Origin of the sequence: Xenorhabdus griffiniae, from assembly GCF_015163655.1 — a bacterium.
GTDB lineage: Bacteria > Pseudomonadota > Gammaproteobacteria > Enterobacterales > Enterobacteriaceae > Xenorhabdus > Xenorhabdus griffiniae.
Window position 1 is genome coordinate 1 of record NZ_JADEUF010000052.1, and the last position, 24,937, is coordinate 24,937.

Annotated in this window: 43 protein-coding genes; 5 read left to right on the forward strand and 38 right to left on the reverse strand. The window is 44.1% G+C overall.

Annotated elements, in window-relative coordinates; all coding sequences use genetic code 11:
* Nucleotides 1-384: 384 nt before the first annotated feature.
* Nucleotides 385-939 (forward strand): gamma carbonic anhydrase family protein, encoded by a 555-nt coding sequence (locus IQ211_RS09890; protein ID WP_189760136.1) that lies wholly within the window; start codon nt 385-387, stop codon nt 937-939.
* On the opposite strand, the gene IQ211_RS09895 is transcribed toward IQ211_RS09890, so the two are convergent.
* Genes IQ211_RS09895 through dprA form a run of 5 tightly spaced genes read right to left on the reverse strand, consistent with a single transcriptional unit; the run spans nt 906 to nt 4,274 of the window.
* A complete protein-coding gene (locus tag IQ211_RS09895; protein WP_189760135.1) occupies nt 906-1,175 on the reverse strand; it encodes a DUF1488 family protein in 270 nt (89 codons plus the stop codon). The genes IQ211_RS09890 and IQ211_RS09895 overlap by 34 nt on opposite strands.
* Nucleotides 1,172-1,996, reverse strand: coding sequence for a shikimate dehydrogenase (gene aroE, locus IQ211_RS09900; RefSeq protein ID WP_189760134.1), 825 nt, complete (start codon nt 1,994-1,996; stop codon nt 1,172-1,174). The genes IQ211_RS09895 and aroE overlap by 4 nt, the downstream gene beginning before the upstream one ends.
* Before the next feature lie 6 nt (nt 1,997-2,002).
* Complete coding sequence (gene tsaC, locus IQ211_RS09905; protein WP_189760133.1) at nt 2,003-2,572, reverse strand: L-threonylcarbamoyladenylate synthase type 1 TsaC; 570 nt, start codon at nt 2,570-2,572, stop codon at nt 2,003-2,005.
* 1 nt (nt 2,573) lies between these two features.
* Nucleotides 2,574-3,125: a topoisomerase DNA-binding C4 zinc finger domain-containing protein gene (locus IQ211_RS09910; protein WP_189760132.1), complete on the reverse strand. Its 552-nt coding sequence runs from the start codon at nt 3,123-3,125 to the stop codon at nt 2,574-2,576.
* Between the two features lie 60 nt (nt 3,126-3,185).
* The gene (dprA, locus tag IQ211_RS09915; protein WP_189760131.1) at nt 3,186-4,274 is read right to left on the reverse strand and encodes a DNA-protecting protein DprA; all 1,089 of its coding nucleotides are present in this window, start codon (nt 4,272-4,274) and stop codon (nt 3,186-3,188) included.
* A gap of 132 nt (nt 4,275-4,406) precedes the next feature.
* Between dprA and def the strand changes: the two genes are divergently transcribed.
* From def to trkA, 4 genes are all read left to right on the forward strand, one after another.
* Nucleotides 4,407-4,919, forward strand: coding sequence for a peptide deformylase (def, locus tag IQ211_RS09920; protein ID WP_189760130.1), 513 nt, complete (start codon nt 4,407-4,409; stop codon nt 4,917-4,919).
* A 24-nt stretch (nt 4,920-4,943) separates the two neighbouring features.
* A complete protein-coding gene (gene fmt / locus IQ211_RS09925; protein WP_189760129.1) occupies nt 4,944-5,891 on the forward strand; it encodes a methionyl-tRNA formyltransferase in 948 nt (315 codons plus the stop codon).
* Between the two features lie 87 nt (nt 5,892-5,978).
* On the forward strand, nt 5,979-7,259 hold the full coding sequence (gene rsmB, locus IQ211_RS09930) for a 16S rRNA (cytosine(967)-C(5))-methyltransferase RsmB (protein WP_189760128.1): 1,281 nt from the start codon (nt 5,979-5,981) through the stop codon (nt 7,257-7,259).
* 92 nt (nt 7,260-7,351) lie between these two features.
* Nucleotides 7,352-8,728 carry a Trk system potassium transporter TrkA gene (gene trkA, locus IQ211_RS09935; protein ID WP_189760127.1) on the forward strand — a complete coding sequence of 459 codons (1,377 nt, stop codon included), beginning with the start codon at nt 7,352-7,354 and terminating at the stop codon, nt 8,726-8,728.
* A gap of 46 nt (nt 8,729-8,774) precedes the next feature.
* Here the strand turns inward: trkA and IQ211_RS09940 are convergent, their stop codons facing one another.
* The 33 genes from IQ211_RS09940 to IQ211_RS10100 all read right to left on the reverse strand — a co-directional run.
* Complete coding sequence (locus IQ211_RS09940) at nt 8,775-8,975, reverse strand: alternative ribosome-rescue factor A (RefSeq protein ID WP_189760126.1); 201 nt, start codon at nt 8,973-8,975, stop codon at nt 8,775-8,777.
* A gap of 86 nt (nt 8,976-9,061) precedes the next feature.
* The gene (zntR, locus tag IQ211_RS09945; protein WP_189760125.1) at nt 9,062-9,475 is read right to left on the reverse strand and encodes a Zn(2+)-responsive transcriptional regulator; all 414 of its coding nucleotides are present in this window, start codon (nt 9,473-9,475) and stop codon (nt 9,062-9,064) included.
* Between the two features lie 175 nt (nt 9,476-9,650).
* Nucleotides 9,651-10,043 (reverse strand): 50S ribosomal protein L17, encoded by a 393-nt coding sequence (gene rplQ / locus IQ211_RS09950; RefSeq protein ID WP_074021494.1) that lies wholly within the window; start codon nt 10,041-10,043, stop codon nt 9,651-9,653.
* A gap of 40 nt (nt 10,044-10,083) precedes the next feature.
* Complete coding sequence (locus tag IQ211_RS09955) at nt 10,084-11,073, reverse strand: DNA-directed RNA polymerase subunit alpha (protein WP_038269634.1); 990 nt, start codon at nt 11,071-11,073, stop codon at nt 10,084-10,086.
* Between the two features lie 25 nt (nt 11,074-11,098).
* Nucleotides 11,099-11,719: a 30S ribosomal protein S4 gene (gene rpsD / locus IQ211_RS09960; protein ID WP_045960135.1), complete on the reverse strand. Its 621-nt coding sequence runs from the start codon at nt 11,717-11,719 to the stop codon at nt 11,099-11,101.
* A 36-nt stretch (nt 11,720-11,755) separates the two neighbouring features.
* Entirely contained in the window at nt 11,756-12,145 is a 390-nt protein-coding gene (gene rpsK, locus IQ211_RS09965; protein ID WP_002919257.1) for a 30S ribosomal protein S11, read from the reverse strand.
* A 15-nt stretch (nt 12,146-12,160) separates the two neighbouring features.
* Nucleotides 12,161-12,517 carry a 30S ribosomal protein S13 gene (rpsM, locus tag IQ211_RS09970; protein WP_038240472.1) on the reverse strand — a complete coding sequence of 119 codons (357 nt, stop codon included), beginning with the start codon at nt 12,515-12,517 and terminating at the stop codon, nt 12,161-12,163.
* A 148-nt stretch (nt 12,518-12,665) separates the two neighbouring features.
* Nucleotides 12,666-12,782, reverse strand: a complete 117-nt coding sequence (gene rpmJ, locus IQ211_RS09975; protein WP_045968063.1) for a 50S ribosomal protein L36 — start codon at nt 12,780-12,782, stop codon at nt 12,666-12,668.
* A 32-nt stretch (nt 12,783-12,814) separates the two neighbouring features.
* Nucleotides 12,815-14,146, reverse strand: coding sequence for a preprotein translocase subunit SecY (secY, locus tag IQ211_RS09980; RefSeq protein ID WP_074021490.1), 1,332 nt, complete (start codon nt 14,144-14,146; stop codon nt 12,815-12,817).
* A 7-nt stretch (nt 14,147-14,153) separates the two neighbouring features.
* On the reverse strand, nt 14,154-14,588 hold the full coding sequence (gene rplO / locus IQ211_RS09985) for a 50S ribosomal protein L15 (protein WP_045960137.1): 435 nt from the start codon (nt 14,586-14,588) through the stop codon (nt 14,154-14,156).
* Between the two features lie 3 nt (nt 14,589-14,591).
* Complete coding sequence (gene rpmD / locus IQ211_RS09990) at nt 14,592-14,771, reverse strand: 50S ribosomal protein L30 (RefSeq protein WP_045968059.1); 180 nt, start codon at nt 14,769-14,771, stop codon at nt 14,592-14,594.
* 5 nt (nt 14,772-14,776) lie between these two features.
* The gene (rpsE, locus tag IQ211_RS09995; RefSeq protein ID WP_045968057.1) at nt 14,777-15,277 is read right to left on the reverse strand and encodes a 30S ribosomal protein S5; all 501 of its coding nucleotides are present in this window, start codon (nt 15,275-15,277) and stop codon (nt 14,777-14,779) included.
* A 14-nt stretch (nt 15,278-15,291) separates the two neighbouring features.
* The gene (gene rplR / locus IQ211_RS10000) at nt 15,292-15,645 is read right to left on the reverse strand and encodes a 50S ribosomal protein L18 (RefSeq protein ID WP_189760124.1); all 354 of its coding nucleotides are present in this window, start codon (nt 15,643-15,645) and stop codon (nt 15,292-15,294) included.
* 9 nt (nt 15,646-15,654) lie between these two features.
* Entirely contained in the window at nt 15,655-16,188 is a 534-nt protein-coding gene (gene rplF / locus IQ211_RS10005) for a 50S ribosomal protein L6 (RefSeq protein ID WP_074021488.1), read from the reverse strand.
* 14 nt (nt 16,189-16,202) lie between these two features.
* Nucleotides 16,203-16,595 carry a 30S ribosomal protein S8 gene (gene rpsH / locus IQ211_RS10010; RefSeq protein ID WP_038240479.1) on the reverse strand — a complete coding sequence of 131 codons (393 nt, stop codon included), beginning with the start codon at nt 16,593-16,595 and terminating at the stop codon, nt 16,203-16,205.
* A gap of 33 nt (nt 16,596-16,628) precedes the next feature.
* Nucleotides 16,629-16,934: a 30S ribosomal protein S14 gene (rpsN, locus tag IQ211_RS10015; protein ID WP_010847489.1), complete on the reverse strand. Its 306-nt coding sequence runs from the start codon at nt 16,932-16,934 to the stop codon at nt 16,629-16,631.
* Nucleotides 16,935-16,946: 12 nt separating this feature from the next.
* Nucleotides 16,947-17,486 carry a 50S ribosomal protein L5 gene (rplE, locus tag IQ211_RS10020; protein WP_189760123.1) on the reverse strand — a complete coding sequence of 180 codons (540 nt, stop codon included), beginning with the start codon at nt 17,484-17,486 and terminating at the stop codon, nt 16,947-16,949.
* A gap of 13 nt (nt 17,487-17,499) precedes the next feature.
* Complete coding sequence (gene rplX, locus IQ211_RS10025) at nt 17,500-17,814, reverse strand: 50S ribosomal protein L24 (RefSeq protein ID WP_038269614.1); 315 nt, start codon at nt 17,812-17,814, stop codon at nt 17,500-17,502.
* Nucleotides 17,815-17,824: 10 nt separating this feature from the next.
* Entirely contained in the window at nt 17,825-18,196 is a 372-nt protein-coding gene (rplN, locus tag IQ211_RS10030; RefSeq protein WP_004246955.1) for a 50S ribosomal protein L14, read from the reverse strand.
* Between the two features lie 174 nt (nt 18,197-18,370).
* Nucleotides 18,371-18,625, reverse strand: coding sequence for a 30S ribosomal protein S17 (gene rpsQ, locus IQ211_RS10035; protein WP_038240484.1), 255 nt, complete (start codon nt 18,623-18,625; stop codon nt 18,371-18,373).
* Nucleotides 18,625-18,816: a 50S ribosomal protein L29 gene (gene rpmC, locus IQ211_RS10040; protein ID WP_010847484.1), complete on the reverse strand. Its 192-nt coding sequence runs from the start codon at nt 18,814-18,816 to the stop codon at nt 18,625-18,627. The genes rpsQ and rpmC overlap by 1 nt, the downstream gene beginning before the upstream one ends.
* Nucleotides 18,816-19,226 carry a 50S ribosomal protein L16 gene (gene rplP, locus IQ211_RS10045; RefSeq protein ID WP_012990491.1) on the reverse strand — a complete coding sequence of 137 codons (411 nt, stop codon included), beginning with the start codon at nt 19,224-19,226 and terminating at the stop codon, nt 18,816-18,818. Before rplP ends, rpmC begins: the two co-directional genes overlap by 1 nt.
* A 12-nt stretch (nt 19,227-19,238) precedes the next feature.
* Nucleotides 19,239-19,940 carry a 30S ribosomal protein S3 gene (gene rpsC, locus IQ211_RS10050; RefSeq protein ID WP_010847482.1) on the reverse strand — a complete coding sequence of 234 codons (702 nt, stop codon included), beginning with the start codon at nt 19,938-19,940 and terminating at the stop codon, nt 19,239-19,241.
* 17 nt (nt 19,941-19,957) lie between these two features.
* A complete protein-coding gene (rplV, locus tag IQ211_RS10055; protein WP_010847481.1) occupies nt 19,958-20,290 on the reverse strand; it encodes a 50S ribosomal protein L22 in 333 nt (110 codons plus the stop codon).
* A 14-nt stretch (nt 20,291-20,304) separates the two neighbouring features.
* Nucleotides 20,305-20,583 carry a 30S ribosomal protein S19 gene (gene rpsS, locus IQ211_RS10060; protein WP_011148791.1) on the reverse strand — a complete coding sequence of 93 codons (279 nt, stop codon included), beginning with the start codon at nt 20,581-20,583 and terminating at the stop codon, nt 20,305-20,307.
* A 14-nt stretch (nt 20,584-20,597) separates the two neighbouring features.
* Nucleotides 20,598-21,422 carry a 50S ribosomal protein L2 gene (gene rplB, locus IQ211_RS10065; RefSeq protein ID WP_189760122.1) on the reverse strand — a complete coding sequence of 275 codons (825 nt, stop codon included), beginning with the start codon at nt 21,420-21,422 and terminating at the stop codon, nt 20,598-20,600.
* Nucleotides 21,423-21,441: 19 nt separating this feature from the next.
* Complete coding sequence (gene rplW / locus IQ211_RS10070) at nt 21,442-21,744, reverse strand: 50S ribosomal protein L23 (RefSeq protein ID WP_038269605.1); 303 nt, start codon at nt 21,742-21,744, stop codon at nt 21,442-21,444.
* Entirely contained in the window at nt 21,741-22,346 is a 606-nt protein-coding gene (gene rplD, locus IQ211_RS10075) for a 50S ribosomal protein L4 (RefSeq protein WP_189760121.1), read from the reverse strand. Before rplD ends, rplW begins: the two co-directional genes overlap by 4 nt.
* Nucleotides 22,347-22,362: 16 nt before the next feature.
* Nucleotides 22,363-22,995 carry a 50S ribosomal protein L3 gene (rplC, locus tag IQ211_RS10080; protein WP_189760120.1) on the reverse strand — a complete coding sequence of 211 codons (633 nt, stop codon included), beginning with the start codon at nt 22,993-22,995 and terminating at the stop codon, nt 22,363-22,365.
* Nucleotides 22,996-23,027: 32 nt separating this feature from the next.
* Nucleotides 23,028-23,339, reverse strand: coding sequence for a 30S ribosomal protein S10 (gene rpsJ, locus IQ211_RS10085; protein ID WP_001181005.1), 312 nt, complete (start codon nt 23,337-23,339; stop codon nt 23,028-23,030).
* Nucleotides 23,340-23,655: 316 nt separating this feature from the next.
* Nucleotides 23,656-24,132: a bacterioferritin gene (gene bfr, locus IQ211_RS10090; protein ID WP_189760119.1), complete on the reverse strand. Its 477-nt coding sequence runs from the start codon at nt 24,130-24,132 to the stop codon at nt 23,656-23,658.
* Nucleotides 24,133-24,208: 76 nt separating this feature from the next.
* Nucleotides 24,209-24,403 carry a bacterioferritin-associated ferredoxin gene (bfd, locus tag IQ211_RS10095; RefSeq protein WP_189760118.1) on the reverse strand — a complete coding sequence of 65 codons (195 nt, stop codon included), beginning with the start codon at nt 24,401-24,403 and terminating at the stop codon, nt 24,209-24,211.
* 242 nt (nt 24,404-24,645) lie between these two features.
* Nucleotides 24,646-24,937 (reverse strand): EF-Tu C-terminal domain-related protein (locus IQ211_RS10100; RefSeq protein WP_476756472.1); only part of this gene is annotated, 292 nt, incomplete at its 5' end.

A 24,937-nucleotide genomic window follows, 5' to 3' on the forward strand; every position in this document is an offset into this window, starting at 1 on the left:
GCGAGTGCCCACACAGATTGTCTGATTAACTTGTTAAAGAGCGTTGGCAACCGGAAGTCACTTCCGGGTTGCGAGGCTGCGTATCTTACGCTTTTCGCCTTGAGAGTCAAGCGATTATTTTCCCTTTTCTCTCACCGGCCTTCGCAGCGTGTTTCAGCGCAGCGTCGGTCAGTGGTGGCGCATTATAGGGGGTTTTACGGCGCTGGCAATAGTTTTTTGCAATTTTATTTTCAAGCGAGCATTTTTTGTTCTTTTAAATATAAAAACCACTCAAATAGGCTAATATTAATACATCTCACTCCATTGCATGGCGTTTTTTTCCTCAATAACATTCCTATATAATTGCCTATATGTTTGCGATCCACTCTAACTATTGAGGTTTTTATGCCTACTGTTTTACGTCAATATCTAAATTTCTATCCTCAAATCGGTCAAAAAGTTCTTTTAGATCCTTCTTCTGTTGTAATTGGAGATGTCAGATTAGCAGACAATGTCAGCATTTGGCCCCTTGTAGTTATCAGGGGAGATGTAAATTATGTCTCAATTGGTTCACGTACAAATATTCAAGATGGTTCTGTTTTGCATGTGACGCATAAATCTCCTGATAATCCAAATGGCTTTCCACTAATAATTGGCGAAGATGTCACCGTAGGTCATAAATCAATGCTGCATGGATGTAAAATTGGAAATCGAGTCTTAGTTGGCATGGGATCCATTTTACTTGATGGGGTAACTATTGAAGATGATGTTGTGATTGGAGCTGGTAGTCTAGTTCCTCCAGGTAAAAAATTAGAAAGCGGTTATCTGTACGTCGGTAGCCCTGCCAAACAAGTACGAAAACTCAAACCTGAAGAATTGGAAGGGCTGCTTTATTCCGCTAATAATTACGTTAGCTGGAAAAATGATTACCTATCAACACAATCAGAAAGCAAAGAGTAGCGTCCAAATTGATCATCATGCCCACTCAAGATGGCTGTTTCAAACTCTTCTTCCAAATCCCAGCGATGTTGGCGAAACAAATCGAGTGGGTGATGATCCTTGCCATAACGCTTGCTTATTTCATCAGAACTCATCATACATTCCACCAGCAAACCATCCACCATTGCTGGAAATATTACCTTATTTTCTGCCTCATCCCACTCTTCACGATCAGGAAATTGAATTGATTGGTTCATACATGTAACTCCTGTCTTAAGGCCGTTAAAGCAGGTTCTATTTCGGGGAATACACCATGCCACAATTCAAAAGAATACGCAGCCTGCCCTACCAGCATTCCTAGGCCATCAGCCAAACGTGAAACACCATTTTGATGAGCAAACGTAAGGAAAGGCGTTAATCCATGCTGGTAATACATGTCGTAACACACACTATTATTTTGAAAAATCAACGGAGAGATGGCAGGAATTTGCCCATCAAGGCCAGAAGCTGTTGCATTAATGATAATATCAAAATCTGGAGTAATAAGGCCAAGAGCACTCATTTCAATGGCCTCGATATCACCTAATAGAGAAAATGTATTTGCGATTATTTGAGCTCGTTCAAATGTTCGGTTAGTAATAGTGACTGAACAGCCCAGTGACAACAAAGGAGACAATACACCTTTCGCTGCCCCACCAGCACCTATAATCAGGATCTTCTGTCCTTGAGAGAGGAATTTGAGGCGCTGCAAGTCTACTAATAATCCCATCCCGTCAGTATTGTCACCGAGCAATCGGTTTCCCTCAATTCGTTTTAATGTATTAACTGCACCGCAGAAACTCGCCCGTTCAGTTAATTCATCAGAGCATTTATAGGCTCTCTCTTTAAAAGGAACGGTGATATTCGCTCCTAATCCCCCCTGTTCGAAAAAATGAGTTAGGGTTTGTTCAAAATTTTCTACTGGAGCAAGTATTCTCCCATACTGATGTTCGATACCTGTTTGTTCAGCAAACAATCGATGAATATAAGGAGATTTACTATGTGCGATTGGATTCCCAAAAACAGCAAATTTATCCATAATTATCTATCCTTGCCGATATAATTTACCCGTTAACGCATCCCTGATTTCTGATGGATTCTTACGCCCACCAACTTCTCCTTCTAATATTGGGACACGATTGCCAAACTGCTGTCTTACTTCTTCTACACTACGACATGGTTCTAACCCACTTAGATTCGCACTGGTCGAAACAAGTGGTTTTTCATATATAGCGCACAGCTGCTGAACCAAAGGGTGATCCGTAATTCGAACGGCCAACGTTGAAAATTTGCCAGTCAACCATTTTGGTGTGGCTGCTTTCGCAGGGATTACCCATGTAACAGGGCCAGGCCAAGATGAGAATATGGTTTCTTTCTGTGCATCATTTAGCTGTTCATCATCAATATAAGGACATAATCTCTCATACTTATCAGCAATAAGAATTAGCCCTTTCTCCCATGGCCTATTTTTCAACGCTAATAGCTCTTGCACTGCATTTTCACTATCAGGATCACACCCTAATCCAAAAACGGCTTCAGTTGGATAAGCAATAACTTTTTCTTCTTTTAAGGCCGTGATAACTTCATCAAATACTGGTGAGATTACGTAACTCATTTCATTTCTCAATTTCGTTAACTTGCTGCTTACTACACAATTTGCTGGCACAGAATAATTTTACGCCTTGGGAAGTGCGCTTTTCTATTAACAATGGATAGTGACAAAACATACATTCACCTGAAGTTGGCTTATTATTAAGTGCAAACTGACACTCTGGATAGCGACTACAGGAATAAAATGTCTTACCAAAGCGAGACTTACGCTGGAGTAATTTTCCTTGCTGACATTGAGGACAATTAATTGACGTTTCATCTGGTTTATCAATTAATTCTGTATATCCACATTCAGGATAATGACTACAGCCAATGAACATACCATAACGCCCTTGACGCAAGGCTAAAGTGAAACCGCATTTGGGACAGAGTTGACCATCCAATTCTTTAACAATATGTCCATCTACTTGTGCTTTCAAAGGACGGAGATAATGGCAAGATGGATAACTGGAACACGCATAAAATGGGCCATGAGCGCCATTGCGGATCACTAACTCAGCATTACACTCAGGGCAATGCTCTCTTTCTTTTATAGTAAAAGGCACTTTCTTAGACATATCTCACTCGCTGAATATCGGCAGCCGCCATAACATTAGAAAAAGCACAAATTAAATCGCTTAATTAGTTCGGACATACCCACCAGCAACAACAGCAACTTTTCCCATGAGTTCCAACTCCAATAATTTGGTCATAACTTCGGTAACAGGCAGGGAAGAGCGCTGGGCAATCACATCAATAGGTGTAACTTCACTACTTACGTTAACCAGCACATCCACAAATGGCAACTCTGTTTGTTCAAATTGTTTATTTTCTTCCTCCTGACCTTTTTCTTCTATATTAACCCATTGAAAAGACGAACTAATATGTTCCATGATATCCATTACATTTGTTGCTAAATAAGCCCCTTGTTTAATCAACCAATGATTGCCTTCATTCGTAGGAGTGCCTAATGGACCAGGTAATGCAAAGATGTCTCGCCCTTGTTCAAGAGCACAACGCGCTGTAATTAATGAACCACTATTCTTATGAGCTTCCACAATAAGAAGAGCCAAACTTAACCCACTAATAATCCGATTTCGCCTTGGAAAATGCTTGGCCTTAGGTGGCACATCCGGAAAAAATTCGGAAACTAATGCGCCATTTTCTTTAATATGATCGGCTAAGGACTTATGTCTACTGGGGTAAATATTTTTAAGTCCACTACCAAGTACGGCGATTGTTCTGCCTCCCGAATCCAATGCTGCCTGATGGCAGATACCGTCAATACCAATCGCCAATCCACTCGTTATTACCAGATTATTTTTAGCCAAACCACTAGCAAATATCTTTCCCCATTTTTCGCCATAAAAAGTCGCAGCCCTGCTACCCACTATTGAAATTTGCTTTTGAGATAAAACCGATACATCACCAACAACAAAAAGAACAAGAGGTGGAGAGTGTATTTGTTTTAATAAAGGCGGATATGCGGGATGAGAGAAAGTCAACAAATGATGATCTGGCTGTTCTAACCAATTGAGAGCCGAAATCAGCGCGGAAGTGTTAGCTTTCATAAATTGCAAGCATTGTGCAGATGACAGACCACATGCTTTAAGGGAGGATATACTGCAATTTTTCGTTTGTAACAGACGATCCATAATAAGCATGGCCTTCGCTGCTGAAAGATGAGAGACCATTTTCATTCTTAACCACATTTCCATCGCTTCCATATCGTCATCCTGACCTGAGGTTGATAGCACCCACTCATGATTAATTTATGCTCAATACTGTCAATCTAAATGGGAAATGTCTAGAATAGGCATCAATTATCACTCACTTTTTGGATGCAGTTCTAAACATATATGTCAGTTTTACAAGTATTACATTATCCAGACGAGCGACTTCGCACAGTTGCCAAGCCAGTAGAAAAAGTCGATGCAGAAATTCAGCGTATCGTTGATGATATGTTTGAAACGATGTATGCAGAGGAAGGTATTGGTTTAGCGGCAACACAAGTCGATATACATCAGAGAATTATTGTCATTGACGTCTCTGAAGATCGTGATCAACGTCTTGTTCTGATTAACCCGGAATTGATTAATAAAGCCGGTGAAACAGGAATAGAAGAAGGTTGTTTATCTGTTCCTGAACAGCGTGGATTTGTGCCTCGTTCTGAGCAAGTAAAAATTAAAGCCTTAGACTATAGCGGCCAACCATTTGAATTAGAAGCTGATGGATTACTGGCAATCTGTATTCAACATGAAATGGATCATTTAGTCGGTAAACTCTTTGTTGATTATTTATCACCATTGAAACGTCAACGCATCCGTCAGAAAGTTGAAAAAATTGACCGACTGAGAGCCAAAAACAAATAACTTTTATTATCGCAGGAAATAACAGTGTCTGATTCTTTACGTATTATTTTTGCCGGAACGCCTGATTTCGCGGCTCGCCATTTGGCTGCTTTATTAAACTCTCAACACCAAGTTGTCGGAGTGCTTGCTCCACCAGACAAGCCGGCAGGAAGAGGTAAGAAACTGACACCAAGTCCTGTAAAGGTATTGGCTGAAGAACATGCTATTCCTGTTTTCCAGCCAAAAACCTTACGTACAGAAGAAAGCCAACAATGGGTCATGGCGCAACAAGCTGATATTATGATCGTTGTTGCCTATGGCTTAATCCTTCCCCAAGCCATTTTAGATATACCACGTTTAGGATGCTTGAATGTCCACGGTTCTTTGCTACCTCGCTGGCGTGGTGCAGCCCCCATTCAACGCTCAATTTGGGCCGGCGACCAAGAAACTGGCATAACTATCATGCAGATGAATGCCGGACTTGATACTGGTGATATGCTGTTGAAAGCCATTTGCCCAATTACAAACGAAGATACCAGTGCTAGCTTATACGAAAAACTTGCCGATATTGGGCCAAAAGCCTTACTCAATACCCTAGATTTAATCACATCGGGAACACTCCAGCCTGAACTTCAGGATGACACACTTGCAACCTATGCCGAAAAACTGAGTAAAGATGAAGCAAAAATAGATTGGAATTTATCGGCAAGCCAAATTGAGCGTTGTATTCGTGCCTTCAACCCTTGGCCTATGAGCTTCTTCTCAGTTGATGATCAACCAATTAAAATCTGGCAGGCAGAAGTCATTGCAGAGCAAACCACCCAATCTCCTGGAACAATTATCAACGCAGATAAAAGAGGTATTCAAATTGCAACTGCGGATGGGATATTAAATATTGTTCAATTACAACCACCGGGCAAGAAAGCAATGTCGGCTGCCGATCTCTTAAACTCCAAACGCGAATGGTTTATACCTGGTAGCAAAATCAACTGATACTAACCTGACTTTGCCTGAATATTTTAGCATTCAGGCTTCTTCCTATTTTACCATGCTGACGAAAGTCAGCTTTTTGACCATACCATGAAAAATACATATAACCTGAGAAGCATCGCTGCAAAAGCAATCACTCAAGTGCTTGAGCAAGGGCAATCCCTCAGCACCGTTATACCCGAACTCCAACAAAAAGTTTCTGATAAAGATAAGGCATTGTTACAAGAGATCTGTTTTGGTGTGATGAGGGTATTACCTCAGCTTGAGTGGTTTATCAGTCAACTCATGGCAAAGCCATTGAAAGGAAAACAACGTATTTTCCACTACCTAATCATGGTGGGTATATATCAGCTGATATATACACGTATACCTGCACACGCTGTACTTGCCGAAACCGTCAATGGCGCAACTAATTTAAAACGACCACAGCTGAAAGGTGTCATTAATGGTGTCCTTCGCCAGTTTCAGCGCCAACAACAAGAATTAATCGAACGGGCAAATAATAAACACCTACACCCCAAATGGCTGCTAGAACGCATTCAAAAAGCATATCCACAAAATTGGCAAACTATAGTGGATGCCAACAACCAAAAGCCCCCTATGTGGCTACGAGTTAACCAATCCCATCACACAGCGAAAGAATATCTTGCACTATTAGAAGAAGCTAATATAGAAGCAGAATTAGATACCAACCATCTTAGTGCTATTCGTCTTCTGAATCCCTGTCCTGTCAGTACACTACCCGGATTTAGCCAAGGCTGGGTAACCATTCAGGATCGCTCCGCACAGGGATGTGCAGAACTTTTAGAACCACGTGACGGTGAATCCATACTGGATCTTTGTGCTGCACCTGGCGGAAAAACTACTCATATCCTCGAAATAGCACCAAAATCTAAGGTCCTCGCTATCGATATTGATGAGCAACGAATTAAGCGAGTAAAAGAGAATTTACAACGACTTAACTTACATGCTGTCGTTAAAACAGGTGATGGACGCCTTCCACACGAGTGGGCTGCTGATGAACGATTTGATCGTATTCTTCTTGACGCACCGTGCTCTGCCACAGGGGTTATTCGCCGTCATCCTGACATAAAATGGCTACGCAGGAACGAAGATATAAATCAATTAGTTACATTGCAATCTGAAATCCTTGAAGCTATTTGGCCATATTTGAAGCGTAATGGCACACTGGTTTATGCCACCTGTTCAATTTTACCTCAGGAAAATAGTGAGCAAATAAAGGCATTTTTGGCCCGTCATCCCGATGCTGTATTATCAAAAACAGGTAATTCGGATACTCCTGGAACACAAATTATTCCAGAAGCTACGGGTGGTGACGGTTTCTTTTATGCCCGACTAACTAAGCAATAATAATGCCCTCTCGTTCCAATTGAACGAGAGAATTTTATGGTTTTGCTAAAATATCAAGATAGAAGATGGCTTCCAATTGAGAAGAGAATGCTATGAAGATAATCATTCTGGGTGCTGGCCAGGTTGGTGGAACATTAGCTGAAAATTTAGTTGATGAAAACAATGACATTACTGTCGTTGATACCGATACAGATCGTCTACGCCAGTTACAGGATAAATTCGATCTCCGAGTTGTCAATGGCCATGGCTCCCATCCCAGAGTATTGAAGGAAGCTGGTGCTGAAGATGCTGATATGTTAATAGCTGTCACAAATTCAGATGAAACCAATATGGTTGCATGCCAAATTGCTTACTCTCTATTTAACACACCTAATAAAGTCGCCAGGATACGCTCATCAGAATATATCCGAGAGTCAGAAAAGTTATTTCAACCTGATGATATTCCTATTGATTATCTAATATCACCTGAACAACTGGTTATTGATTACATCTATAAATTAATCCAATACCCAGGAGCATTACAAGTTGTTAATTTTGCTGAAGGGCGTGTCAGTATTGTCGCGGTTAAAGCCTATTATGGTGGTTCGCTGGTAGGTAACGCCTTATCCTCACTCCGAGAACATATGCCACATATTGATAGCAAAGTTGCTGCAATATTTCGTCAAGATCGTCCCATTAGACCACAAGGTTCAACGATTATTGAAGCTGGAGATGAAGTATTTTTCGTTGCAGCATCACAACATATCAGGGCAGTAATGAGTGAATTACAACGCCTTGAAAAACCGTATAAACGTATCATGATTGTTGGTGGCGGTAATGTTGGTGCGGGCTTAGCCTTACGACTTGAAAAAGATTACAGCGTCAAACTAATTGAACATAACCAAAAAAGAGCCATTGAATTAGCTGAACTATTGCACGATACCATCGTGTTTTATGGTGATGCTTCAGACCAAGAATTGCTAGCTGAAGAACATATTGAACAAGTTGACGTTTTTATAGCACTAACAAATGATGATGAAGCCAATATTATGTCAGCCATGCTTGCAAAACGAATGGGGGCTAAAAAAGCGATGGTTCTTATTCAACGCAGTGCATATGTTGATTTAGTACAAGGTGGAGTCATTGATATTGCAATTTCGCCTCAACAAGCAACAGTATCGGCACTACTTGGCCATGTCCGTAAAGCAGATATTGTCAGTGTGTTCTCATTAAGAAGAGGCGTTGCTGAAGCTATTGAAGCCATAGCACACGGCGATGAACATACTTCAAAAGTTGTTGGGCGTAAGATAGGTGATATCAAATTACCACCAGGAACAACAATAGGTGCCATTGTCCGCGATGAAGAAGTCATCATTGCTAATGATTACAGTATCATCCAACAAGGTGATCATGTAATCATGTTTATTACTGATAAAAAATTCGTGCCTGAAGTAGAAAAACTTTTCCAGCCAAGCCCTTTCTTCCTGTAGAAACATCAATTCGAACTTATTCGATTAATAGAATCTACTTAAAAAACTAGAAGGCCAATGATAACAACTTGAAAAAATTATTATCATTGGCCTCCCAGCCATGGTTTTTACCATGTTTTTCTTTACGATTATAACTTCCCTTACCTTTTTTATTTTTCTCTACTCTCTGTCGAAACAAAGGATCATGTAGTAAGGCTTCTATAGCATTATCTTTGATAACACCTTTTTTATGGCGATATGTTGTCACAATAACCTCTAAGTTAATTAATAAAATCGTTTTACGATTAAAAACAGTGCGATTGTACTCTTAGCACTCAGAACAATAAAGAAAAATTATCTGTTTGTCGCACCTTCTTCCAAAATTTCCAATATAGAACAATATGTACTGACGTGAGTGCTACCACAACAGGCATCACTCAACATTTTCAAAGAATCGCGCATTTTTTGCATTTCTAATAATTTTTCTTCCACTTCTCGCAATCTAGAATCAACAATATATTTTGATTCCTTGCATGTATGGTGCTCAGGATCAACCCGAATAGATAGTAGTTCTACAATTGCTTCGAGTGTAAAACCTAATTGTTTTGCATAACGGATAAAACGTAATCGCTGTAGATCTTGTTCAGTATATAGTCTATAACCACCTTCTGTTCTCTCTCCATGAAGCATCAGCCCCTGTTTTTCATAAAAGCGGATAGTATCAGGTGTTACACCTGCTAATTTTGCCAACTGACCGATACGATACATAAGATTTTCCTATCAAGTAGAAAGTAATCACAATACTACCAGAATAGGCTAAGAGATCATCTGAACAGGAAAAATTTACAGATTAGCCGGTGAATATAAAGCGAAGAGTGAGAGGATCAAAATTAAAAGGCAATAAAAAACCGGGATAATACCCGGCTTTTTACGCTCCTACAGATTACTCTGCAGATGCTACTTCTGTCTGAGACTCTGCTGCACGGTCAACAAGCTCGATGTATGCCATCGGTGCATTGTCACCAGCACGGAAGCCACACTTCAGAATACGAGTGTAACCACCTGCACGGCTCGCAAAACGCGGGCCCAGTTCATTAAACAGTTTTGCCACGATCTCGTTATCACGAGTACGGGCGAATGCCAGACGACGATTAGCTACGCTGTCGGTCTTGGCAAGAGTAATCAGCGGCTCAACGACGCGACGCAGTTCTTTCGCTTTAGGCAGAGTCGTCTTGATGATTTCATGACGAACTAAAGAACCTGCCATGTTGCGGAACATAGCTTGGCGATGGCTGCTGTTGCGGTTCAATTGACGACCACTCTTACGATGGCGCATGACCTTATCCTTCTCAGTAAAACCTTAACCTGTGATCTAGTTACTCATCAGCAATACTTGCTGGTGGCCAGTTTTCCAGACGCATGCCCAGAGAAAGTCCACGTGAAGCCAGTACGTCTTTAATCTCAGTAAGAGATTTTTTACCCAAGTTAGGTGTTTTAAGTAACTCAACTTCAGTACGCTGTACCAGATCACCGATGTAGTGGATAGCTTCTGCTTTAAGGCAGTTAGCAGAGCGGACAGTCAATTCCAGATCGTCAACAGGGCGCAGCAGGATCGGATCAAACTCTGGCTTCTCTTCTTTTACTTCTGGTTGACGTACATCACGTAAATCAACGAAAGCTTCTAGTTGTTCAGCCAGAATGGTAGCTGCACGGCGAATCGCCTCTTCAGGATCGATTGTACCGTTAGTTTCCATCTCGATAACCAGCTTGTCCAGGTCAGTACGCTGTTCTACGCGAGCTGCTTCAACATTGTAGGCGATACGCTCTACTGGGCTATAGCAAGCATCTACTAACAAACGACCGATAGGGCGCTCATCTTCTTCCGAATGAATTCGGGCAGAAGCCGGCACATATCCACGACCACGCTGAACTTTAATACGCATGCTAATGGAAGCGCTTTCGTCAGTCAGATGGCAGATTACGTGCTGCGGCTTGACGATTTCGACATCACCGTCATGGATGATATCGGCTGCAGTCACAGGGCCAATGCCAGATTTATTCAAAGTAAGGATAACTTCATCTTTACCCTGAACTTTCACCGCCAGCCCTTTCAGATTGAGGAGAATCTCCAGGATATCTTCCTGTACACCTTCTTTGGTGCTGTACTCATGCAGTACACCATCAATCTCAACCTCAGTCACCGCACAACCCGGCATAGACGAAAGCAGAATACGGCGCAGTGCGTTGCCAAGAGTATGGCCAAAGCCACGCTCTAATGGCTCAAGGGTCACCTTGGCGTGCGTCGAACTGACTTGCTCGATATCTACCAGGCGCGGTTTTAGAAACTCTGTCACAGAACCCTGCATTGTGTCCTCTCTTTGGTGCTAAGCTTTACTTAGAGTAAAGCTCGACGATCAGGTGTTCGTTAATGTCAGCGGATAGATCAGTACGTTCAGGAATACGCTTGAACACACCTTCCATCTTCGCAGCATCAACTTCCAACCAAGTTGGTTTCTCACGCTGCTCAGCCAGCTCTAAAGCTGCTTTAATGCGAGCCTGCTTCTTCGCTTTTTCACGAACGCTGACTACGTCATTCGGGGATACCTGATAAGAAGCGATGTTAACAACGCGACCATTTACCATGATAGCCTTGTGGCTTACCATCTGGCGTGATTCGGCACGAGTCGCGCCAAAACCCATACGATAAACGACGTTATCCAGGCGACTTTCCAGCAAGTTCAGCAGGTTTTCACCTGTGTTGCCTTTCAGACGAGTCGCTTCTTTATAGTAGTTACGGAATTGACGCTCCAGAACACCGTAAATACGACGAACTTTTTGTTTTTCACGTAACTGTACACCATAGTCAGACAGACGCGGTTTACGTGCGCCGTGCTGGCCTGGTGCCTGTTCTAATTTACACTTGGTGTCAATCGCGCGAACGCCAGACTTCAGGAAAAGGTCTGTACCCTCGCGACGGCTCAGCTTGAGCTTAGGACCCAAATATCTTGCCATTTTCTTTCTCCAACAATCCTAAAAAACGAAGACGTACTAAACGCGACGTTTTTTCGGTGGACGACAACCGTTATGAGGGATCGGAGTCACATCAGTAATATTAGTGATGCGGAAACCAGCCGCGTTTAATGCGCGAATAGTTGACTCACGGCCAGGACCAGGTCCTTTAACCATAACTTCCAGGTTCTTAATTCCGTACTCTTTTACTGCTTCAGCGCAGCGCTCTGCCGCAACCTGAGCTGCAAACGGAGTAGATTTACGAGAACCACGGAAACCGGAACCACCGGCAGTTGCCCAACCCAAAGCGTTACCCTGACGATCAGTAATAGTAACGATGGTATTGTTGAAAGAAGCATGGATATGAGCCACACCGTCAGAGACTTGTTTTCTTACACGCTTACGTGCACGAATAGGTGCTTTTGCCATTATTCAATACCCCGATTATTTCTTGATCGGTTTACGCGGACCCTTACGGGTACGTGCATTGGTCTTAGTACGCTGACCGCGAACTGGCAGACCACGACGATGACGCAAACCACGATAGCAACCAAGATCCATCAGACGTTTGATACTCAGGGTTACTTCACGACGCAGATCACCTTCTACAACGTATTTGGCAACTTCGTCACGCAGCTTGTCAATTTGCTCTTCAGACAGCTCACTGATCTTAACATTTTCAGCAATGCCCGCTGCTGCACAAATTGCTTGTGAGCGGGTTTTACCGATACCGTAGATCGAAGTTAATGCGATTACAGTATGTTTCTGATCAGGAATGTTAATGCCTGCTATACGGGCCACTATGCACTCCTACAATATTTATTCACTGCAACATCATTCTGAAAAGCCCGTTTTCAGGATACTCAAACAATGTTGCTGTCAGATAAAAAAGATTGGCTGGCTAATTTAGCCAGCTCAACCCAACTTTGCAAGAAAAATATGCGATTAATTAGCCTTGGCGCTGTTTGTGCTTAGGCTCTGCATTGCAAATCACACGAACGATACCGTTACGTTTAACAATTTTGCAATTGCGGCATAATTTCTTGACGGAAGCACGAACTTTCATTTTTACTCTCCGTAACTTCTCAAGCAAACCGATTAGCGGTTATATCCTTTCAGGTTTGCCTTCTTCAATGCAGACTCATATTGACTCGACATCATCAGAGTTTGCACTTGAGCCATAAAGTCCATGATGACGACAACTACAATCAGTAGGGAAGTACCACCAAAATAGAATGGCACTTTCATTGCATCACGCATGAACTCCGGGATTAAGCAGATAAAAGTAATATATAACGCACCAATTAAGGTCAGACGAGTCATTACTTTATCAATGTACTTAGCCGTTTGCTCTCCCGGACGAATTCCTGGTACGAATGCACCGGACTTCTTCAGGTTATCTGCTGTCTCTCTTGGATTGAAAACCAAAGCCGTGTAGAAGAAACAGAAGAAGATGATTGCAGATGCGTATAATAACACATAAAGCGGTTGACCTGGTTGCAAATACATAGAAATAGTTGTCAACCAATTCCAGCCTGTTCCCCCTCCGAACCAAGAAGCTATGGTACCAGGGAACAAAATAATACTGGAAGCAAAAATTGCAGGGATAACCCCAGCCATATTCACTTTCAACGGCAAATGTGTACTTTGTGCCGCAAAAACTTTACGACCTTGCTGACGTTTTGCATAGTTAACAACGATACGACGTTGACCACGCTCAATGAAAACAACGAAGAAAGTTACGGCAAACACTAATACTGCAACCAACAGCAACAGGAGGAAGTGCAGGTCGCCTTGCCGAGCTTGCTCGATGGTGTGACCAATTGCAGGCGGTAGACCCGCAACGATACCAGCAAAGATTATGATTGAAATACCGTTACCGATACCTCGCTCAGTAATCTGCTCACCCAACCACATCAAGAACATGGTTCCCGTGACCAGACTTACAACAGCCGTGAAATAGAATGCAAAGCCAGGATTAATAACTAATCCTTGCATTCCAGGCATATTCGGCAACCCAGTAGCAATACCGATTGACTGGAATATTGCCAGCACTAATGTGCCATAACGGGTGTACTGACTGATCTTACGACGACCAGCTTCCCCTTCCTTCTTAATCTCTGCTAAACGGGGGTTAACCACAGTTAGCAACTGGATAATAATAGATGCAGAAATATACGGCATTATACCCAGTGCAAAGATAGAAGCACGGCTTAAAGCACCACCAGAGAACATGTTAAACATTTCAATGATGGTACCTCTTTGCTGCTCGAGCAATTTGGCAAGCACAGCGGCATCAATACCAGGGATTGGAATAAAAGAGCCAATACGGAAAACAATTAGAGCTCCAATGACAAACAAAAGTCTGCGTTTTAACTCGCCTAATCCGCCTTTGGCACTTTGAAAATCTAATCCTGGTTGTTTAGCCATCTGTTACTTATTCCTCAATTTTACCGCCAGCAGCTTCAATTGCAGCACGGGCGCCTTTAGTAACACGCAAGCCACGCACAGTTACTGCGCGATTGACTTCGCCAGAAAGCATTACTTTTGCGAATTCAATTTGAGGGCCAATAATGTTAGCAGCTTTCAGTGCATTCAGATCGATAACATCGCCTTCAACACGGGCAAAATCAGACAGACGAATTTCTGCGGTGACCATTGCCTTACGTGAAGTGAAACCAAATTTTGGCAGACGACGGTATAAAGGCATCTGGCCACCTTCAAAACCACGACGAACGCCACCGCCAGAACGAGACTTCTGACCTTTGTGACCACGACCGCCGGTTTTACCCAGACCAGAACCAATACCACGACCTACACGTTTAGGTGCGTGCTTGGCACCTTCAGCCGGAGACAGAGTATTTAAGCGCATCTGTTACTCCTCAACTTTAACCATATAGGAAACCAAGTTGACCATACCGCGAATAGCTGGTGTATCTTCACGCTCAACAGTATGACCAATACGACGCAGACCTAAACCAGTCAAAGTTGCCTTATGTTTAGGCAAACGACCAATTGAACTGCGAACCTGAGTAATTTTAATAGTCTTAGCCATGGTCATTACCCCAGAATTTCTTCGACGGATTTGCCACGCTTAGCTGCGACCATTTCTGGAGACTTCATGCTGTCTAAAGCATCCAGAGTTGCACGAACCACGTTGATTGGGTTCGTGGAACCGTAGGTTTTAGCCAGTACGTTACGAACTCCAGCCACTTCCAGAACAGCACGCATCGCACCACCGGCGATGATACCTGTACCTTCGTGAGCAGGCTGCATGAACACGCGAGAACCGGTGTGTGAGCCTTTCACTGGGTGGTACAAAGTGCCGCTGTTAAGTGCGACGGTTTTCATATTGCGACGTGCTTTTTCCATCGCTTTCTGGATTGCTGCCGGAACTTCGCGTGCTTTGCCGTAGCCAAAACCAACGCGACCGTTACCATCACCAACTACAGTCAGTGCTGTAAAGCTGAAAATACGGCCACCTTTAACGGTTTTAGATACGCGGTTTACCGCGATCAGCTTTTCCTGCAGTTCGCCAGCTTGTTTTTCGATGTGAGCCATCTTACACCTCTACCTTAGAACTGAAGGCCAGCTTCACGGGCAGCATCTGCCAGTGCCTGGACTCTACCATGATATTGGAAACCAGAACGGTCAAAGGATACATCTTTGATGCCTTTTTCCAGAGCACGTTCAGCAACAATCTTACCAACTAATGCTGCGGCTTCTTTGTTTCCAGTAAATTTCAGTTGTTCACTGATAGCGTTTTCTGTTGTAGAAGCGGCCACCAGAGTTTCAGAACCATTTGGTGCGATAACCTGCGCATAAATATGGCGAGGGGTACGATGTACCACCAGGCGAGTCGCACCCAGTTCTTTGAGCTTGCGGCGTGCGCGGGTCGCACGACGGATACGAGCTACTTTCTTATCCATAGTGTTACCTTACTTCTTCTTAGCCTCTTTGGTACGCACGACTTCATCGGCGTAACGGACACCCTTGCCTTTATATGGCTCAGGACGACGATAGGCACGCAAATCTGCCGCAACCTGACCAATCACTTGCTTATCAGCACCTTTCAGTACGATTTCAGTTTGTGATGGGCATTCCGCAGTTATGCCTGCTGGCAGCTGATGCTCAACCGGATGCGAGAAGCCTAAAGACAAGCTAACTACGTTGCCTTTAACTGCTGCACGATAACCAACACCAACCAGCTGAAGTTTCTTAGTGAAACCTTCGTTAACACCAATAACCATAGCGTTCAGCAGAGAACGAGTTGTACCTGCCTGCGCCCAAGCGTCAGCAAAACCTTCGCGCGGAGCGAAAGTCAGTTGGCTATCCGCATGATTAACTTCAACTGCGTTGTGGATTTTACGACTTAGCTCGCCGTTTTTACCCTTAATCGAAATAACCTGACCGTCGAGTTTAACCTCTACGCCGGCAGGAATGACGACGGGTGCTTTTGCAACACGAGACATTCTTTCCTCCCGAATTAAGCTACGTAGCAGAGAATCTCGCCACCCAGACCAGCCTGGCGAGCTGCACGATCAGTCATTACACCTTTAGAGGTAGAAACAACAGCGATTCCCAAACCAGCCATAACTTGTGGCAGCTCATCTTTTTTCTTATAGATGCGCAGACTTGGGCGGCTTACACGCTGAATGCTTTCTACAACAGCCTTACCTTGGAAATACTTCAGAGTGATTTCCAGTTCTGGCTTAGTGTCGCCTTCGATTTTAAAATCTTCAATGTAACCTTCTTCCTTCAGCACCTTGGCAATTGCCACTTTCAGCTTGGAGGAAGGCATGGTGACCGCAACTTTATTCGCGGCCTGACCGTTACGGATACGGGTCAGCATATCCGCGATCGGATCTTGCATGCTCATCTGTCTTTACTCCCGTGATTCAATTGGTGACAATTACCAGCTAGCCTTTTTAAGGCCCGGGATTTCACCGCGCATAGCGGCTTCACGGACTTTAATACGGCTCAACCCAAACTTCCGCAAAAATGCATGCGGACGCCCAGTCTGACGGCAGCGGTTACGCTGACGGCAAGGGCTGGAATCACGTGGCAGTGTTTGCAGTTTCAGAACAGCATTCCAACGGTCTTCATCAGATGCGTTTACATCAGAGATGATCGCTTTCAGTTCAACGCGTTTTGCGAAGAATTTCTCAGCTAATTTCGCACGTTTTACATCACGTGCTTTCATTGATTGCTTAGCCATGAGTACCCTGCCTTACTTGCGGAACGGGAAGTTAAACGCAGCCAACAGCGCGCGGCCTTCATCATCAGATTTCGCAGTAGTGGTGATAGTAATATCCAAACCACGTACGCGATCCACTTTATCGTAATCGACTTCAGGGAAGATGATTTGCTCACGAACACCCATGCTGTAGTTACCACGACCATCGAATGATTTAGCGGACAAACCACGGAAGTCACGGATACGTGGTACAGCAATAGAAATCAGGCGCTCAAAGAACTCCCACATGCGTTTTCCACGCAGGGTTACTTTACAGCCGATTGGATAGCCCTGACGGATTTTGAAGCCTGCAACTGATTTGCGTGCTTTGGTGATCAATGGCTTCTGACCAGAGATTGCTGCCAAGTCAGCTGCTGCGTTATCCAGCAGTTTTTTGTCAGCGATTGCTTCACCAACACCCATGTTCAGGGTGATCTTCTCGACCCGAGGGACTTGCATGACAGAATGGTAACCAAACTGAGTCATCAGTTTCTTGACTACCTCGTCTTTGTAGTAATCATGCAGTTTCGCCATCGTATACTCCAAATTACTTGATAGTTTCGTTATTAGATTTGAAGAAACGTACTTTTTTGCCGTCTTCGAATCTAAAACCTACACGGTCAGCCTTGCCGGTTGCTGTGTTGAAGATCGCAACGTTAGAAACATTGATAGCTGCTTCTTTTTCAACGATGCCACCTGGTTGGTTCAGAGCCGGAACTGGTTTCTGATGTTTTTTAACCAGGTTGATGCCTTCAACAATCACTTTACCAGAAGAAAGAACCTGTTTTACTTTACCGCGCTTACCTTTGTCTTTACCAGTCAGCACGATAATTTCGTCATCACGACGGATTTTCGCTGCCATTGCCTGCTCCTTAGAGTACTTCAGGTGCCAGAGAGATAATTTTCATGAACTTTTCATTACGAAGTTCACGAGTCACCGGCCCAAAAATACGCGTACCGATAACTTGCTCACTATTGTTGTTCAACAATACACAAGCGTTGCTATCGAAGCGAATGACAGAACCGTCCGGGCGACGAACACCCTTCTTGGTGCGCACCACTACCGCTTTCAGGACATCACCTTTTTTCACTTTACCGCGAGGAATTGCTTCCTTGATAGTGATCTTGATGATGTCACCGACATCTGCGTAGCGACGGTGCGAGCCACCTAGAACCTTGATACACATTACGCGACGTGCACCGGAGTTGTCGGCCACGTTCAGCATAGTCTGTTCTTGGATCATTTTAGTGCTCCGCTAAATGTCAACTACTACTGAGCCACTTTATTTTAAAGAGGCCGTTTCAATATCCCATACTACGAGGGCGCGGCATTATAACACCACATCTTCGCGATGGACAGAAAAATAAACGGCCCCGTTATTTTTTGGGCCGTTTATTTCGTACGATACAGCGATCTATTATAGAACCGCTTTCTCTACAACGCGAACTAAAGTCCAAGATTTAGTCTTAGACAGTGGACGGGTTTCGCGGATTTCCACTACATCACCAATTCCACATTCATTGTTCTCGTCATGTACGTGCAGTTTAGTCGTACGTTTGATGAACTTACCATACAATGGATGTTTCACCTTACGCTCAATAGCAACAACAATGGATTTTTCCATTTTGTCGCTAATAACACGACCTTGCAGAGTACGGATTTTATCGGTCATTACGCACCCGCCTTCTCAGTCAGTAAAGTCTTAACGCGTGCAATATTACGACGCACTTGTTTCAACAGGTGAGACTGTTGCAGCTGGCCACTTGCCGCCTGCATACGCAGATTGAATTGTTCACGTAACAGGTTCAGCAGCTCAGTGTTCAGCTCTTCAACGCTTTTTTCGCGCAGCTCTTGTGCTTTCATTACATCACCGTCTTAGTTACAAAGGTGGTTTTGATAGGCAGTTTCGCTGCTGCCAGCTTGAATGCTTCACGAGCCAGCTCTTCAGGCACACCGTCCATTTCATACAGGACTTTACCGGGCTGGATCAAGGCAACCCAGTATTCTACGTTACCTTTACCTTTACCCATACGCACTTCGAGTGGCTTTTCGGTGATAGGTTTGTCTGGGAACACACGGATCCAGATTTTACCTTGACGTTTAATTGCACGGGTCATAGCACGACGTGCCGCTTCGATCTGACGAGCAGTCAGACGACCACGGCCTACAGCTTTCAGACCGAAAGTGCCGAAGCTAACATCCGCACCTGCAGCCAGACCACGGTTGCGGCCTTTGTGCACTTTACGGAATTTCGTACGCTTTGGTTGTAACATCAGCGACTCTCCTTACTTGCGGCCTTTACGCTGCTGCTTTTTAGGTTGAGCAGCCGGTTTTTCCGCCTGTTCAACTGCAGCCATACCACCCAGGATCTCACCTTTGAAGATCCATACCTTAACGCCGATTACACCATAAGTGGTGTGCGCTTCAGAAGTATTGTAGTCGATGTCTGCACGCAGAGTATGCAGAGGTACACGACCTTCACGATACCACTCAGTACGTGCAATTTCAGCACCGCCCAGACGGCCGCTGACTTCCACTTTGATACCTTTAGCGCCCAAACGCATAGCGTTCTGTACAGCACGTTTCATAGCACGGCGGAACATGACACGACGTTCCAGCTGTGAACTGATGCTGTCAGCAACCAGTTTTGCGTCCAGTTCAGGTTTACGTACTTCGGCAATATTGATCTGCGCAGGAACGCCAGCGATATCCGCTACAGCCTTACGCAGTTTTTCAACGTCTTCACCTTTTTTACCGATTACAATGCCTGGACGAGCAGTGTGAATAGTCACACGGATGCTTTTCGCAGGACGTTCGATAACGATACGTGAAATAGATGCTTTAACCAGTTCTTTGTTCAAGTACTGGCGAACTTTAAAGTCGCTGTCCAGGTTGTCAGCGAATTCTTTGGTATTCGCATACCAGGTAGAGTTCCAAGGTTTGACAATACCCAGACGAATACCATTAGGATGTACTTTCTGACCCATTGCTAGTCTCCAGAGTCTCAGCGATCGGACACAACCACAGTGATGTGGCTGGTGCGCTTCAGGATACGATCTGCACGGCCTTTGGCACGAGGCATAATACGCTTCATAGTTGGGCCTTCGTCTACGAAAATTTTCGTGACTTTCAGATCATCGATGTCAGCGCCATCGTTGTGTTCTGCGTTAGCAATAGCAGACTCAAGTACTTTCTTCACTAAACCAGCAGCTTTTTTGTTGGTATAGGTCAGAGTTTCCAGAGCTTGCGACACTTTCTTACCGCGGATCAGGTCAGCCACAAGGCGAACCTTCTGAGCAGAAGAACGAGCGTGGCGATGTTTAGCGATAGTTTCCATCTCTTCCTCCTACCTTAGCGCTTTTTAGCCTTTTTATCGGCCGCATGGCCGCGATAAGTACGGGTCGGCGCGAATTCACCCAGTTTGTGACCAACCATTTCGTCGGAAACAAAAACTGGTACATGCTGACGACCATTATGGACAGCGATGGTCAAACCGATCATGTTAGGAAAGATCGTTGAACGACGGGACCAAGTCTTAATAGGCTTTTTGTCTCCGCTTTCCACCGCTTTCTCTACCTTCTTCAGCAAGTGCAGGTCAATAAATGGACCTTTCTTGAGAGAACGTGGCATGGTTTATCCTCTAATTATTTTTTAGAACGGCGACGTACGATATATTTATCAGTACGTTTGTTGCTACGGGTCTTCTTACCTTTGGTCTGAATGCCCCATGGAGTTACAGGGTGTTTACCAAAGTTACGACCTTCACCACCACCATGTGGATGGTCTACTGGGTTCATCGCCGTACCACGAACGGTAGGACGAATACCACGCCAGCGGCTTGCACCAGCTTTACCCAGAACGCGCAGCATATGTTCTGCGTTACCAACTTCACCTAAAGTAGCGCGGCAATCAGACAATACTTTACGCATTTCACCAGAACGCAGACGCAGGGTCACATAAGAACCATCACGAGCAACGATCTGAGCATAAGCACCTGCTGAACGAGCCAACTGGCCACCTTTACCTGGTTTCATTTCTATGTTGTGAACAGTAGAACCAACCGGAATGTTGCGCATTGGCAGAGCGTTACCAGTTTTGATTGCTGAATCAGCACCAGACTGGATTTGATCACCCGCTTTCAGGCCCTTAGGCGCAAGGATGTAACGACGCTCACCGTCTTTGTACAGAACCAGTGCGATGTTTGCTGAACGGTTTGGATCATATTCCAGACGCTCAACAACAGCAGGGATACCGTCTTTGTTACGTTTAAAGTCAATCAGACGATAATGCTGTTTATGGCCACCACCAATGTGACGAGTGGTAATACGACCATTGTTGTTACGACCACCGGTTTTGTTGTTTTTTTCCAACAACGGAGCATAAGGTTTACCCTTATGCAGCTCAGGGTTAACCACTTTAACAACGTGGCGACGGCCCGGAGACGTAGGTTTACATTTAACAATTGCCATTGTTCTTTACTCCTCCGACTTACTCAGCGCCGCCAACGAAGTCCAGGTTCTGGCCTTCTTTCAAGGTGACGTAAGCCTTTTTCCAGTCGCTACGACGACCAATACGCTGTCCGTGGCGTTTAACTTTGCCTTTTACCAGCAAAGTGTTTACACCTTCAACTTCAACTTCAAACAGTTTCTGTACGGCAGCTTTGATCTCTGCTTTAGTCGCGTCTTTCGCAACTTTGAGAACGATGGTGTTGCTTTTTTCCATCGCTGTAGAAGCTTTTTCAGATACGTGCGGCGCGCGCAGTACTTTCAGCAGACGTTCTTCACGGATCATGCCAGCATCTCCTCAACTTGCTTCACAGCTTCAGCAGTCATAACCACTTTGTCGAAGGCAATCAGGCTTACAGGATCGATACCTGCTGTGTCACGAACGTCAACCTTGTACAGGTTACGAGCTGCTAAGAACAGATTCTCATCAACTTCGCTAGTGACAATCAGCACGTCTTCCAGAGCCATTTCTTTCAGTTTCTGTACCAGCAACTTAGTCTTAGGTGCTTCAACAGAGAACTTCTCGACAACGATTAGACGATCTTGACGTACCAGTTCAGACAGGATGCTTTTCAGGGCACCGCGGTACATCTTTTTATTAACTTTTTGACTGTGGTCCTGTGGTTTCGCTGCGAAAGTTACACCACCAGAGCGCCAAATTGGGCTCTTAATAGAACCAGAACGCGCACGGCCAGTGCCTTTCTGACGCCATGGTTTTTTACCTGAACCAGAAACTTCGGCACGAGTTTTCTGAGCACGAGTACCTTGACGAGCACCAGCTGCATATGCAACAACTACTTGATGCACAAGCGCTTCATTGAAATCACGCCCGAAGGTAGTTTCGGAAACAGTCAGCGCGCTTTGCGCGTCTTTGATTACCAATTCCATTCCTATCTCCTCGACGTTACGCCTTGACAGCCGGTTTTACGATCAGGTTACTGTTCGTTGCACCTGGAACAGCACCTTTGACCAGCAGCAGGTTACGCTCAGCGTCAACACGTACTACATCTAAGCTCTGAACAGTTACGCGCTCATTACCCAGTTGGCCTGCCATTTTCTTGCCTTTGAACACTTTGCCCGGAGTCTGGTTCTGACCGATAGAACCCGGAACGCGGTGAGACAAGGAGTTACCATGGGTAGCATCCTGAGTACGGAAGTTCCAGCGTTTAACAGTACCCGCGAAACCTTTACCTTTAGATGTACCAGTAACGTCAACTTTTTTAACGTCAGCGAAAATTTCAACGCTAATGCTTTGACCTACAGTGAATTCAGCATCGTCTTCTGACAGGCGGAATTCACGCAGAATGCGGCCAGCTTCAACGCCAGCTTTAGCGAAATGACCCGCTTCAGCTTTCTTAACACGACTAGCTTTTTTGCTACCAGTCGTTACCTGAATTGCACGATAACCGTCAGTCTCTTTGTTTTTAACTTGAGTCACACGGTTATTTTCGATTTCGATAACAGTTACAGGGATTGAAACGCCATCTTCAGTGAAGATACGAGTCATGCCCACTTTTTTACCGACTAAACCAATCATTGTTTCAACCTCTCAATCGTTCAATGACCTGATTAACCCAGGCTGATCTGCACATCTACACCGGCAGCCAGATCCAGACGCATCAGAGCATCAACGGTTTTCTCGGTTGGCTCAACGATGTCAACCAGACGTTTGTGAGTGCGAATTTCGTACTGATCACGCGCATCTTTATTAACGTGTGGAGAAATCAGAACGGTAAAACGCTCTTTACGAGTTGGCAGAGGGATCGGACCACGAACTTGCGCACCAGTGCGTTTCGCAGTCTCTACGATTTCCGCAGTTGATTGATCGATCAAACGATGATCAAATGCTTTCAGGCGGATACGGATTCTTTGGTTCTGCATGAGACCAGAGCTCCAACTATTTTATAAACGTAAATAATTACTCCTCGCACCCATTTCGGTTGATGGGGGAGTGTAATCGTTCTGTGCATAACCCCCATATCGGGGGTATTTTAAATGGCGGCTATTCACCGCTCATTACTGATATAAATCAGTCCTACTCTGTGTAGGTAAGCCCGCGCATTATACGTGAATTTACCCACAAAGCAATATTAAGAGTGAAATCTATGCAAAAGTACAGACAACAAAGGGGAAAGCAAGAAAGAAAATGGCAGGAAAACGCCCTATATACATCAAATTATAGGGCGGCAAACTATAGCTATTCTTCTTCACTAAGCTGGGATTGAATGTAATTTTGTATTCCAATTCTAGCTATCAGTTCAAGTTGAGTTTCCAACCAATCAATATGATTTTCTTCATCGGCAAGCACCTCTATCATCAAGTCTCTACTGACATAATCATGAACTGAATCGGCATATGCAATTGCTTCTCTGAGATCCTTTGCACCACGTAATTCTAATTCCAGATCAGATTTCAGCATTTCTTCTACATCTTCTCCGATATTGAGCTTGCCCAGATCTTGTAAATTTGGCACCCCCTCCAGAAAAAGAATACGTTCGATAAATTTATCTGCATGCTTCATCTCATCAATGGACTCGTGATACTCGACGTCATTCAAACGCATCAATCCCCAGTTCTTAAACATTCGGGCATGCAAGAAATATTGATTGATGGCGACAAGTTCATTGCCGAGAAGTTTATTCAAATGTGCAATTATTTTTTTATCACCTTTCATAACAAGTTCCTCCGCTTCCAGTAACTAAAGTGTAGTACTAATTTGGCAGAGTAATTGCAAGAAAATTGTGCTTATTTTAGGCAACATTATTTATTGAAGGTAGCAGGGCAATCTCCTCATTCATTATTTCACGTGCTTGACGTATACATTTTCCGCAGTCGCTTCCTATAGGAACAAAATTCCTCAATTCACTGATAGAACGAATATGTTGCTGATGAACAGCATTGCGTATGGTTTTATCGCTTATTGCATTGCAGAGACAAACATACATGGAAGCACTCTTCTAGCTATTTACACATTCTCGATGACTATTTAGGTCGGATAACCCCCCATACCCAAAATGGTCCACGCTTATAAAATAAGCGACACCCCGGAATAGTAAATAGAAATAAATCTCATTTCAATTATTGTTTTTATTTTGTTGAATAACAAAAAACCACCAACTTCGGTGGCTCAAAATAAAAAAAGAGGAGCCTTGGCTCCTCTTTTTCATAATCTTTTGATAATTAAAGATTAAGCAATAACTTTAGCAACAACACCGGCGCCTACAGTACGGCCACCTTCACGGATTGCGAAACGCAGACCTTCGTCCATTGCGATTGGTGCAATCAGAGTCACTTTCATGTTGATGTTGTCACCTGGCATTACCATCTCTACGCCTTCTGGCAGTTCGATAGTACCGGTTACGTCAGTTGTACGGAAGTAGAACTGTGGACGGTAACCTTTGAAGAATGGCGTATGACGACCACCTTCATCTTTGCTCAGGATATACACTTCAGATTCGAACTGAGTGTGTGGGTGGATA

What these genes read in the sequence shown, in the direction of transcription:
- rplB (WP_189760122.1), bottom strand. Translation starts at nt 21,422, where the DNA reads ATGGCAATTGTTAAATGTAAACCTACGTCTCCGGGCCGTCGCCACGTT.
- rpmJ (WP_045968063.1), bottom strand. Translation starts at nt 12,782, where the DNA reads ATGAAAGTTCGTGCTTCCGTCAAGAAATTATGCCGCAATTGCAAAATT.
- zntR (WP_189760125.1), bottom strand. Translation starts at nt 9,475, where the DNA reads ATGTATCGTATCGGTCAGTTGGCAAAATTAGCAGGTGTAACACCTGAT.
- rpmD (WP_045968059.1), bottom strand. Translation starts at nt 14,771, where the DNA reads ATGGCTAAGACTATTAAAATTACTCAGGTTCGCAGTTCAATTGGTCGT.
- rplW (WP_038269605.1), bottom strand. Translation starts at nt 21,744, where the DNA reads ATGATCCGTGAAGAACGTCTGCTGAAAGTACTGCGCGCGCCGCACGTA.
- rplP (WP_012990491.1), bottom strand. Translation starts at nt 19,226, where the DNA reads ATGTTACAACCAAAGCGTACGAAATTCCGTAAAGTGCACAAAGGCCGC.
- rpsN (WP_010847489.1), bottom strand. Translation starts at nt 16,934, where the DNA reads ATGGCTAAGCAATCAATGAAAGCACGTGATGTAAAACGTGCGAAATTA.
- rpsC (WP_010847482.1), bottom strand. Translation starts at nt 19,940, where the DNA reads ATGGGTCAGAAAGTACATCCTAATGGTATTCGTCTGGGTATTGTCAAA.
- rpmC (WP_010847484.1), bottom strand. Translation starts at nt 18,816, where the DNA reads ATGAAAGCACAAGAGCTGCGCGAAAAAAGCGTTGAAGAGCTGAACACT.
- rpsE (WP_045968057.1), bottom strand. Translation starts at nt 15,277, where the DNA reads ATGGCTCACATCGAAAAACAAGCTGGCGAACTGCAGGAAAAGCTGATC.
- rsmB (WP_189760128.1), top strand. Translation starts at nt 5,979, where the DNA reads ATGAAAAATACATATAACCTGAGAAGCATCGCTGCAAAAGCAATCACT.
- rplN (WP_004246955.1), bottom strand. Translation starts at nt 18,196, where the DNA reads ATGATCCAAGAACAGACTATGCTGAACGTGGCCGACAACTCCGGTGCA.
- rplQ (WP_074021494.1), bottom strand. Translation starts at nt 10,043, where the DNA reads ATGCGCCATCGTAAGAGTGGTCGTCAATTGAACCGCAACAGCAGCCAT.
- IQ211_RS09910 (WP_189760132.1), bottom strand. Translation starts at nt 3,125, where the DNA reads ATGTCTAAGAAAGTGCCTTTTACTATAAAAGAAAGAGAGCATTGCCCT.
- rplF (WP_074021488.1), bottom strand. Translation starts at nt 16,188, where the DNA reads ATGTCTCGTGTTGCAAAAGCACCCGTCGTCATTCCTGCCGGCGTAGAG.
- rplO (WP_045960137.1), bottom strand. Translation starts at nt 14,588, where the DNA reads ATGCGCTTAAATACTCTGTCTCCGGCTGAAGGTGCCAAGCACGCACCT.
- rpsK (WP_002919257.1), bottom strand. Translation starts at nt 12,145, where the DNA reads ATGGCAAAAGCACCTATTCGTGCACGTAAGCGTGTAAGAAAACAAGTC.
- trkA (WP_189760127.1), top strand. Translation starts at nt 7,352, where the DNA reads ATGAAGATAATCATTCTGGGTGCTGGCCAGGTTGGTGGAACATTAGCT.
- tsaC (WP_189760133.1), bottom strand. Translation starts at nt 2,572, where the DNA reads ATGAGTTACGTAATCTCACCAGTATTTGATGAAGTTATCACGGCCTTA.
- bfd (WP_189760118.1), bottom strand. Translation starts at nt 24,403, where the DNA reads ATGTATGTTTGTCTCTGCAATGCAATAAGCGATAAAACCATACGCAAT.
- rpsJ (WP_001181005.1), bottom strand. Translation starts at nt 23,339, where the DNA reads ATGCAGAACCAAAGAATCCGTATCCGCCTGAAAGCATTTGATCATCGT.
- secY (WP_074021490.1), bottom strand. Translation starts at nt 14,146, where the DNA reads ATGGCTAAACAACCAGGATTAGATTTTCAAAGTGCCAAAGGCGGATTA.
- rplD (WP_189760121.1), bottom strand. Translation starts at nt 22,346, where the DNA reads ATGGAATTGGTAATCAAAGACGCGCAAAGCGCGCTGACTGTTTCCGAA.
- rpsH (WP_038240479.1), bottom strand. Translation starts at nt 16,595, where the DNA reads ATGAGCATGCAAGATCCGATCGCGGATATGCTGACCCGTATCCGTAAC.
- IQ211_RS09955 (WP_038269634.1), bottom strand. Translation starts at nt 11,073, where the DNA reads ATGCAGGGTTCTGTGACAGAGTTTCTAAAACCGCGCCTGGTAGATATC.
- rpsD (WP_045960135.1), bottom strand. Translation starts at nt 11,719, where the DNA reads ATGGCAAGATATTTGGGTCCTAAGCTCAAGCTGAGCCGTCGCGAGGGT.
- rplE (WP_189760123.1), bottom strand. Translation starts at nt 17,486, where the DNA reads ATGGCGAAACTGCATGATTACTACAAAGACGAGGTAGTCAAGAAACTG.
- IQ211_RS09890 (WP_189760136.1), top strand. Translation starts at nt 385, where the DNA reads ATGCCTACTGTTTTACGTCAATATCTAAATTTCTATCCTCAAATCGGT.
- bfr (WP_189760119.1), bottom strand. Translation starts at nt 24,132, where the DNA reads ATGAAAGGTGATAAAAAAATAATTGCACATTTGAATAAACTTCTCGGC.
- rpsQ (WP_038240484.1), bottom strand. Translation starts at nt 18,625, where the DNA reads ATGACCGATAAAATCCGTACTCTGCAAGGTCGTGTTATTAGCGACAAA.
- rplR (WP_189760124.1), bottom strand. Translation starts at nt 15,645, where the DNA reads ATGGATAAGAAAGTAGCTCGTATCCGTCGTGCGACCCGCGCACGCCGC.
- def (WP_189760130.1), top strand. Translation starts at nt 4,407, where the DNA reads ATGTCAGTTTTACAAGTATTACATTATCCAGACGAGCGACTTCGCACA.
- dprA (WP_189760131.1), bottom strand. Translation starts at nt 4,274, where the DNA reads ATGGAAGCGATGGAAATGTGGTTAAGAATGAAAATGGTCTCTCATCTT.
- rpsS (WP_011148791.1), bottom strand. Translation starts at nt 20,583, where the DNA reads ATGCCACGTTCTCTCAAGAAAGGTCCATTTATTGACCTGCACTTGCTG.
- rplX (WP_038269614.1), bottom strand. Translation starts at nt 17,814, where the DNA reads ATGGCAGCGAAAATCCGTCGTGATGACGAAATTATCGTGCTGACTGGT.
- rplC (WP_189760120.1), bottom strand. Translation starts at nt 22,995, where the DNA reads ATGATTGGTTTAGTCGGTAAAAAAGTGGGCATGACTCGTATCTTCACT.
- rplV (WP_010847481.1), bottom strand. Translation starts at nt 20,290, where the DNA reads ATGGAAACTATCGCTAAACATCGCCACGCTCGTTCTTCTGCTCAGAAG.
- aroE (WP_189760134.1), bottom strand. Translation starts at nt 1,996, where the DNA reads ATGGATAAATTTGCTGTTTTTGGGAATCCAATCGCACATAGTAAATCT.
- IQ211_RS09895 (WP_189760135.1), bottom strand. Translation starts at nt 1,175, where the DNA reads ATGAACCAATCAATTCAATTTCCTGATCGTGAAGAGTGGGATGAGGCA.